Below are 9,120 nucleotides of genomic sequence, written 5' to 3' on the forward strand. Positions count from 1 at the left end.
CCTCTGGCCGCTGTGGTTCGTGGTGGGTGGGCGCCAGGACGAAGGTGCCGTGGCGCAGTGACCTAGGGAAAAGCGGCCCTGCGTCAGGGCCGCTCGGCTGCGGAACTCTCCACCGGCTCCTGCTTGCCGGGCCCCACTTCCTGCCGCCACTGCAGGGCGATCAGGATCAACGTCGGCACGCCCAGCAGGGCCGTGATCAGGAAGAAGTCGTGGTAGCCGAACTTCTCCACCAGCACGCCGGAGTAACCACCGATCAAACGTGGCAGCAGCAGCATGATCGAGCTGAGCAGGGCGTATTGGGTGGCGGAGAACTTCAGGTTGGTCAGGCTCGACAGGTAGGCGACGAACGCCGAGGTGGCCAGGCCGGAACTGAAGTTGTCCAGGGAGATGGTCACCACTAGCATCTTCAGGTTCGGCCCCATGTCGGCCAGCATCAGGAACAGGATGTTGGTCGCCGCCGAGGCGGCGCCACCGATGAACAGGATCGGCAGGATACCGAAGCGCACGATCAGCAGGCCGCCGGCCCCGGCGCCGACCAGGGTCATGATGAGGCCGAAGATCTTGCTGACGCTGGCGATCTCGTCCTTGGTGAAGCCCATGTCGATGTAGAAGACATTGGCCATCACCCCCATCACGGTGTCCGACATGCGGTAGGTGGCGATCAGGCCGAGCAGCAACAGGGCTTGCCAGCGGTAGCGCAGGATGAAGTCGTTCACCGGTGTCAGCACCGGCGCCAGGCCACGCCGGCCCAGGGACGACAGGCACGCCCAGGTCAGCAGGACATAGAGCAGCAGGCGCAGGAAGGCGCGGTCTTCGAGCAGCAGGTCGAGCGGGGTCGCGTCGCCGGACACCACGCTGCCCCAACCGGTGTTGAACAGTTGGGTGAAGCTGGCCGGCACCGACACCAGCAGGATGATCAGCACGAACACCGACGCCAGTTGGTGAACCAGCCCGTAGCGCGCTGCCGACAGCTGGGTGCGCAGGGGCACGGGGGGCTCGCGCATCACCAGGGTGGTGAACACCGCCGGCAGCATCAGCACGCCGAACAGCACATAGGTACCGGTCCAGGCCTTGTGCAGGTAGCTGAAGCCGGTGGAGCCGAACCATTCGGCGAAGAACAGCGCGCCGGCGGTGGCGAGCAGGGCGGCGACCCGGTAGCCGGCCATGTAGCTGGCGGCCAGGGCCGCCTGGCGCTGGTCGTCGGCGATCTCCAGGCGGTAGGCGTCGACGGCGATGTCCTGGGTGGCCGAGGCGAAGGCCACCAACACCGCCAGGGCGATCAGCCACGACAGGTGCTTCTGCGGGTCGCACAGGCCCATGCCGACCAGCCCCACCACCACCAACACCTGCGACAGCAGCAGCCACGAGCGGCGTCGGCCGAGGTTGCCCAGTACCGGCAGGCGCCATTGGTCGAGCAGTGGTGACCAGACCCATTTGAAGGCATAGGCCAGGCCGATCAGGCTGGCGTAGCCGATGGTCTCGCGGGCCACGCCGGCCTCTCGTAGCCAGACGGAGAGTGTGGAGAACACCAGCATGTAGGGCAAACCGGCGGCAAAGCCAAGCAGCAGGAGCACCAGAGTCGATGGGCTGGCATAGGCAGCGAGCGCAGCGCGCCAGGTTTTACGGGGCATGGGCCAACATCTGCCTCAAGTTTGCGAAAACAAAACGCGCACTCTAACCGCTGTGCTCCATTGGACGCCAGCCATGACGCGACATATCCACACGATTATTGGCCACATTGACGCCTTCTGCGCGCAGCCTGGCCCGCTGTTCGTCGCCCGATGGCGTGCCCAGCGCCAGGCTCAGTCGACCGCCGGCCCCCAGCACCCGGTGCCAGGGCAGGCGGGTATCCGGCGGCAGTTGCCCAAGGGTACGCCCGACCCAGCGCGCCGCCCGCCCCAGGCCCGCCAGTTCGGCCAATTGGCCGTAGCTGACCACCTTGCCGGCAGGGATCTGGCCCAGCACGGAATACAGCGCCATTCGTCGGGCCTCGACATCTTCCGGGGGGACGCGAGAGTTGCCGGACATCAGGGCTGCCCTGGCCTGGAGATGAAAACGGACAGGCGGTCGTGGCAAATGAGAGTGGAACTCAACGGCATGGTCTGGGTCTGTCCTTGCTCTGGTCGTGGGTATCTGGATAATGCCCGGCTTTTTTCGTCAAATCGAACCCGTAGTCCGCTTATGTATTCTAGAACCTTGCTTTGCCTGATCGTCGCCTCCCTCTGTGCCCCTGCGTTCGCCGATACCGTGTGGATGAAGAACGGCGACAGGCTCAGCGGCACCATCAAGGTGTTCGATGGCGGCAAGCTGCTGCTGGAAACACCCTACGGCGGCGCCATCGCCCTGGACTGGAAGCAGGTGCAGACCCTGGAGAGCGACCAGGAGTTGCTGGTCAAGCAGGACGCCTACAACGGCGAGAAGACCAAGTCGCTCAAGGCCGCCGAGCCGGGCAAGGTCACCCTGGCCAATGGCGATGTGCCCAAGACCGTGGAGCTGACGAGCATCGAGCAGATCATGAAGCCCCGGCCGCTGGTCGAGGATTTCCTGTGGAAGGGCAACGTCGACCTGGCCATGGACTACAAGCGCGCCGAGAACGACACCGACGACTACGACGTGAGTTTCAAGACCACCGCCCGCCATGGTCGCTGGCGGCACAACGCCGAAGGCGAGTACAACCGCGAGACCAAGGACGACATCACCACCACCAACAACTGGAGTGCCGAATACGCCCTGGACCGTTTCATCACCGACAAGTGGTTCTGGCAGGGCCGGCTGGAGTACAAGCGTGACCACATCGAGGACCTGGCTCGCCAGCGCACCGTGGGTACCGGCCCTGGCTACCAGTTCTGGGACGACGAGTTGGGTGCCTTCTCCCTCGGTTCGCTGATCAACCGTACCGACTTCGAGTACCGGGACGGCGGCAAGGACAACTTCTATGCCGCCGCGGTGAAGTGGGACTACAACCGCTACCTGATCGGCAAGAGCGTCCAGCTGTTCACCAACGGCGAGTTCGGCAAGCCCCTGGGCGGTGTGGCCGACTACTCGCTGGATGCGGAGGTGGGCCTGCGCTACAAGGTCACCGAGTGGGCCTCGCTCAACCTCAAGGCGGAGAAGGATGTCATCAGCGGCACCCGCGACAGCGACCTGGACAAGACCCGCTATACCGCCGGCTTCGGGGTCACCTGGTAGCGGGCAGCCGCAAGCTGCAAGAAAAAGCGGGTGTAGCGCCCAATACCGGTCAGTCAAGACTTTCCATGCGGGGCTGCAACGCAGCCCCGATGTCGCTCAACTGGCTGGCATCGGGTGGAGCCCCCACTTTTGGCAACACACCGCCTTGCTTTTTCTTGCAGCTTGTAGCTTATAGCGGGTAGCTGATTTCCATTCGCCAGGAGCCCTGTAGTGAGTACCAACGCCAACCGTCCCGCCCGGGAACTGCTGCTCAAGGAGTACCGCGGTGTTCTCTCGACCCACTCCAAGTCCATGCCGGGTTACCCCTTCGGTTCGGTGGTGCCGTACTGCCTGGATGCCCAGGGCCACCCGCTGATCCTCATCAGCCGTATCGCCCAGCACACCCACAACCTGCAGAAGGATGCCAAGTGCTCGCTGCTGGTGGGCGAGCGCGACGCCGAGGACGTCCAGGCCGTGGGCCGCCTGACGGTGATGGCCGAGGCGCGCAAGCTCACTGACGCAACTGCCATCGAGGCGGCGGCCGAGCGCTACTACCGCTATTTCCCCGAGGCCAGCAACTACCACAAGGCCCACGATTTCGACTTCTGGGTGCTGGAGCCGGTGCGCCATCGCTACATCGGTGGCTTCGGCGCGATCCACTGGCTCGACCAGGTGACCCTGCCCAACCCGTTCGCCGGCAAGGCCGAAGCGAGCATGATCGAACACATGAACAGCGACCACGCCAATGCCATCGCCCACTATGTCGAGCTGACCGACCTGCCGCGCACCGCAGCGGCCGAGATGGTCGGCATCGACAGCGAGGGCATGCACCTGCGTATTGGCCAGGGGATCTACTGGCTGGCTTTCCCGACGACCTGCAATACGCCGACACAAGTTCGCGAAGCCTTGGTTTTGCTGGCTCGCGCCGAGCAATGGCCGGCTTCGACTGAAGTCGAGGGTTGAAATAGCGAGCGCACGCATCCATCTGATGGTCTTACTGGAAGGTTGTCTTCCGCCGAGGATCCCTTGATGCGTGCTTTTTTATTGCTGTTCCTGATTTTCCCGGTGCTGGAGCTGTTCGTCTTCGTCAAGGTCAGCGCCGCCATCGGTTTCTTCCCGGCGTTGCTGCTGATCATCGCCGGTTCTGCCCTGGGTGTGCTGGTGATGCGTCTGGCCGGGTTGGCCACCGCCCTGCGCGCCCGTGAGAGCTTGCAGCGTGGCGAGCTGCCCGCCGAGGACATGTTCCAGGGCCTGATGCTCGCCGTCGGCGGTGGCCTGCTGTTGCTGCCAGGCTTTATCAGCGACGTGCTGGGCCTGCTCTGCCTGCTGCCGTTCACCCGCCACCTGGCTGCGCGCAAGCTGCGCCAGCGCGCCGAAGCCCAGGCCATGCGCCAGCGGGCGTTCCAGGACGATCCGTTCCAGGCCCGGCCGGATGCCGGTCATCGTCCCAACGTGATCGAGGGCGAGTACGAGCGTCGCGACAACAAGTAGATACCCACTCGCGGCGCTCCGGTATCCCGGCAAACCCGCTCCCCCAGGTTCGGCGCTGACCTCGAGCAAGCGCTGGACCGGGGGAGCGGGTTTGCCACGAATGGGCCAGTGAAAAATCCGTTGCCGGGCGATTCGGTGAAAAATTTTCTCGGAGAAGCCTTGTAATTGATTTTGCCGACCACATGTATGGGTCACCGCAAGGTTTCTGGTGGGTTTCCACCAGACATGACACAGAGGGTTCGCCTGGTGCGGGCCCTCACCGGCTACGCCGGAAGCCTCAACCCGCCGGTGTCGACACCGGCCGATGAAAACCACACTTTGGGAGAGATCGACAATGAAGCTTCGTCCTCTGCATGACCGCGTCGTCATCCGTCGCAGCGAAGAAGAATCGAAAACCGCTGGCGGTATCGTCCTGCCGGGTTCGGCCGCTGAAAAACCGAACCGCGGCGAAATCGTCGCCGTCGGCACCGGTCGCATCCTGGACAATGGCGAAGTGCGCGCACTGGCCGTGAAAGTGGGCGACCAGGTGGTTTTCGGCCCTTACTCGGGCAGCAACACCGTGAAGGTCGATGGCGAAGACCTGCTGGTGATGAGCGAGAACGAAATCCTCGCCGTCATCGAAGGCTGATCAACCCCGGTTTCCGTTATTCCAGAAGAATTCAAGGATTAAACGATCATGGCTGCTAAAGACGTAAAATTCGGCGATTCCGCCCGCAAGAAAATGCTCGTTGGTGTCAACGTCCTGGCTGACGCGGTAAAAGCGACCCTGGGCCCGAAAGGCCGCAACGTGGTCCTGGCCAAGAGCTTCGGCGCGCCGACCATCACCAAGGACGGCGTTTCCGTCGCCAAGGAAATCGAGCTGAAGGACGCCTTCGAGAACATGGGCGCCCAACTGGTCAAGGAAGTCGCTTCCAAGGCCAACGATGCTGCCGGTGACGGCACCACCACCGCTACCGTCCTGGCCCAGGCCATCGTCAACGAAGGCCTGAAGGCCGTTGCCGCCGGCATGAACCCGATGGACCTCAAGCGCGGTATCGACAAGGCCACCGCCGCCATCGTCGCCGAGCTGAAGAACCTGTCCAAGCCGTGCGCCGACTCCAAGGCCATCGCCCAGGTAGGCACCATCTCCGCCAACTCCGACACCTCCATCGGTGAAATCATCGCCGAAGCCATGGAAAAAGTCGGCAAGGAAGGCGTCATCACCGTCGAGGAAGGTTCGGGCCTGGAGAACGAACTGTCCGTTGTCGAAGGCATGCAGTTCGACCGTGGCTACCTGTCGCCATACTTCGTCAACAAGCCGGACACCATGGTTGCCGAGCTCGAAAGCCCGCTGCTGCTGCTGGTCGACAAGAAGATCTCCAACATCCGCGAACTGCTGCCGGTGCTGGAAGCTGTCGCCAAGGCCGGCCGTCCGCTGCTGATCGTCGCCGAGGACGTCGAGGGCGAAGCCCTGGCCACCCTGGTGGTCAACAACATGCGCGGCATCGTCAAGGTCGCGGCCGTCAAGGCACCTGGCTTCGGCGACCGCCGCAAGGCCATGCTGCAGGACATCGCCACCCTGACCGGCGGCCAGGTCATCTCCGAGGAAATCGGCCTGACCCTGGAGTCCACCACCCTGGAGCACCTGGGTAACGCCAAGCGCGTCATCCTGTCCAAGGAAAACACCACCATCATCGACGGCGCTGGCGCCGACGCCGACATCGAGGCTCGCGTCAAGCAGATCCGTGCCCAGATCGAGGAAACCACCTCCGACTACGACCGTGAGAAGCTGCAAGAGCGCCTGGCCAAGCTGGCTGGCGGTGTTGCCGTGATCAAGGTCGGTGCTGGCACCGAAGTCGAGATGAAAGAGAAGAAGGCTCGCGTCGAAGACGCCCTGCACGCCACCCGTGCAGCCGTCGAAGAAGGCGTCGTGCCTGGCGGCGGTGTCGCCCTGGTGCGTGCCCTGCAAGCTGTCGCTGACCTCAAGGGTGACAACGAAGACCAGAACGTCGGTATCGCCCTGCTGCGTCGCTCGGTCGAAGCCCCGCTGCGCCAGATCACTGCCAACGCTGGCGACGAGCCGAGCGTGGTGGCCGACAAGGTCAAGCAGGGTTCGGGCAACTACGGCTACAACGCTGCTACCGGCGAGTACGGCGACATGATCGAGATGGGTATCCTGGACCCAGCCAAGGTCACCCGTTCGGCGCTGCAGGCCGCAGCTTCGATCGGTGGTCTGATGATCACCACCGAAGCCATGGTCGCCGACCTGCCGGAAGACAAGCCGGCTGCAGGCATGCCTGACATGGGCGGCATGGGTGGCATGGGCGGCATGATGTAAGCCAGCCTCACCCGCTGCACATGAAAAAGCCCCGCCTCGTGCGGGGCTTTTTCATTGTGGCTGCCCGGGGATATTCCGCTGTTCGGCCTTGGGGCTGCTGTGCAGCCCATCGCCGGTACAGACACCACAAGACCGTTGCTCCCACATGCCCCTGCGAACCCCATCATCGTGATCGACTCGAACCCTGTGGGAGCGGGCTTGCCCGCGAATGGGCCGCGCAGCGGCCCCAAGGCTGGCGCCTCGGCCACGATGGCCGTAAGCTGCGCCTGCCGCGCCCCGCGAAAGCGCCGCACAGGAGACCCCGATGCGCATTCTACTGGTTGAAGACAACCGCGATATCCTCGCCAACCTGGCCGACTACCTGGGCATGAAGGGTTATACCGTCGACTGTGCCCAGGACGGTCTGTCCGGGCTGCACCTGGCCGCCACCGAACACTACGACCTGATCGTCCTCGACATCATGCTGCCCGGCATCGATGGCTACACCCTGTGCAAGCGCCTGCGCGAGGACGCCCGCCGCGACACCCCGGTGATCATGCTCACCGCCCGCGACCAACTGGACGACCGCCTGCAAGGCTTTCGCTCCGGCGCCGACGACTACCTGCTCAAACCCTTCGCCCTGTCGGAGCTGGCGGCGCGCATCGAGGCGGTGCTGCGCCGTTCCCAAGGGGGCGGCCGGCGGACCCTGCAGGTCGCCGACCTCAGCTACGACCTCGACACCCTGGAGGTCACCCGCCAGGGGCGCCTGCTCAAGCTCAACCCGGTCGGCCTCAAGCTGCTCGCCGTCCTGATGCAGAAGAGCCCGCACGTGCTGCGCCGCGAAGTGCTGGAAGAGGCCCTGTGGGGCGATGACTGCCCCGACAGCGACAGCCTGCGCAGCCATGTGCACCAGTTGCGCCAGGTGATCGACAAGCCGTTCGACAAGCCCCTGCTACACACCGTACATGGCGTCGGCTACCGCCTCGCCGAGGGTCGCGATGGAGTTTAAGCAGAGCCTCGCCCAGCGCATCATCATCGCCTTCGCGCTGATGAGCGCCCTGGTCGCCGGGGCCTTCGCCTTCGGTATCGTCGCCACTGTCCACCTGGTCGAGGAGCGGCTGATCTCCGCGGTGCTCGGCGGGGACCTGCAGCGCCTGCTGCGCATGGACAGCATCAGCGACTGGAGTCACCGGCCGCGCCCCGACCAGTTGTTCTACTTCAGCGGCGGTCGCGACGACTTCGAACTGCCCAAGGACCTGCGCCACCTGGAACCAGGCTTTCACGAAGTGTTTCGCGACCAGCTGTCGTACCACGCCATGGTCGAGGTGGTCGATGGCCGCCACTACGTGCTGCTGCAGGACCAGAGCGATTTCGAGGAGCGCGAGCGGGTGTTGTTCGCGGTCGTGGTGGTGGGCTTCGTGCTCAGCCTGGCGCTGGCGGTGATCCTCGGCTGGCTGCTGGCCCGGCGGGTGATGGCGCCGGTGATCCGCCTGGCTCGCCAGGTCCGTCACCGTGACCAGTTGCTCGGCCTGGCGCCACCCTTGGCGCCGGACTACGCGGCGGACGAGGTCGGCCAGTTGGCGGCGGCCTTCGACGATACCCTGGGCCGGCTGCGCGACGCCTTGACCCGTGAGCGGTTGTTCACCAGCGATGTCAGCCATGAGCTGCGCACCCCGCTGATGGTGCTGGCCACCTCCTGCGAGCTGTTGATGGAGAACCCGGCCCTGGACAGCCGCTCCCGCAACCAGGTAGAGCGCATCGCGCGGGCGACCGAAGAAATGCGCGAGCTGGTCAAGACCTTCCTGATGCTGGCCCGGGCCCAGCGTGACGAGGGGGCCATCGCCTCGCGGGCGACCTTGTGCGAGGTCGCCGACGACCTGATCGGGGTCTGGCGCGACACCATCGAGCAGAAGGGCCTGACCCTCTACTACGATGGCCGCGTCAGTGCCAGCCCGGTGCTGTACAACGCCACGTTCCTGCAGTCGGTGATGGGCAACCTGTTGCGCAATGCCGCCCACTACACCGACAGCGGCTACATCCGCCTGAGCCTGGAGCCCAACGGTTTCAGTGTCGAGGACAGCGGTGTGGGGATCCCCGAGGAGCAGCGCGAGGCAATGTTCCGCCCCTTCGTGCGCGGCGACGAGCGCCGGGGCGAGGGGCTGGGG

9 protein-coding genes are annotated in these 9,120 nt (G+C 64.6%); 7 read left to right on the top strand and 2 right to left on the bottom strand.

The genetic code is table 11. The annotated features are described in order from the left end of the window. Positions 1-83: 83 nt before the first annotated feature. Both WCE05_RS25205 and WCE05_RS25210 read right to left on the bottom strand, forming a co-directional pair. Positions 84-1,631: an AmpG family muropeptide MFS transporter gene (locus WCE05_RS25205; RefSeq protein ID WP_368816783.1), complete on the bottom strand. Its 1,548-nt coding sequence runs from the start codon at positions 1,629-1,631 to the stop codon at positions 84-86. A gap of 43 nt (positions 1,632-1,674) precedes the next feature. Beyond that, entirely contained in the window at positions 1,675-2,028 is a 354-nt protein-coding gene (locus tag WCE05_RS25210; RefSeq protein WP_368816784.1) for an MGMT family protein, read from the bottom strand. A 153-nt stretch (positions 2,029-2,181) separates the two neighbouring features. On the opposite strand from WCE05_RS25210, the gene WCE05_RS25215 reads away from it, so the two are divergent. The 7 genes from WCE05_RS25215 to WCE05_RS25245 all read left to right on the top strand — a co-directional run. Next, positions 2,182-3,189, top strand: coding sequence for a DUF481 domain-containing protein (locus WCE05_RS25215; RefSeq protein ID WP_225787977.1), 1,008 nt, complete (start codon positions 2,182-2,184; stop codon positions 3,187-3,189). Positions 3,190-3,399: 210 nt separating this feature from the next. Further along, a complete protein-coding gene (locus WCE05_RS25220; protein WP_253080345.1) occupies positions 3,400-4,131 on the top strand; it encodes a HugZ family protein in 732 nt (243 codons plus the stop codon). Between the two features lie 66 nt (positions 4,132-4,197). Then, positions 4,198-4,659, top strand: a complete 462-nt coding sequence (locus WCE05_RS25225; RefSeq protein WP_225787979.1) for an FxsA family protein — start codon at positions 4,198-4,200, stop codon at positions 4,657-4,659. Between the two features lie 334 nt (positions 4,660-4,993). Then, positions 4,994-5,287, top strand: a complete 294-nt coding sequence (locus WCE05_RS25230) for a co-chaperone GroES (protein WP_225787980.1) — start codon at positions 4,994-4,996, stop codon at positions 5,285-5,287. Positions 5,288-5,335: 48 nt separating this feature from the next. Continuing rightward, entirely contained in the window at positions 5,336-6,976 is a 1,641-nt protein-coding gene (groL, locus tag WCE05_RS25235) for a chaperonin GroEL (protein WP_225787981.1), read from the top strand. 304 nt (positions 6,977-7,280) lie between these two features. Further along, positions 7,281-7,964 carry a two-component system response regulator ColR gene (gene colR, locus WCE05_RS25240; RefSeq protein WP_186553893.1) on the top strand — a complete coding sequence of 228 codons (684 nt, stop codon included), beginning with the start codon at positions 7,281-7,283 and terminating at the stop codon, positions 7,962-7,964. After that, the coding region (locus WCE05_RS25245; RefSeq protein WP_368816785.1) for a sensor histidine kinase at positions 7,954-9,120 on the top strand (1,167 nt) is incomplete at its 3' end. The genes colR and WCE05_RS25245, both read left to right, overlap by 11 nt.

The sequence above is a fragment of the Pseudomonas sp. I2 genome (genome assembly GCF_040984075.1).
Lineage (GTDB): Bacteria > Pseudomonadota > Gammaproteobacteria > Pseudomonadales > Pseudomonadaceae > Aquipseudomonas > Aquipseudomonas guariconensis_B.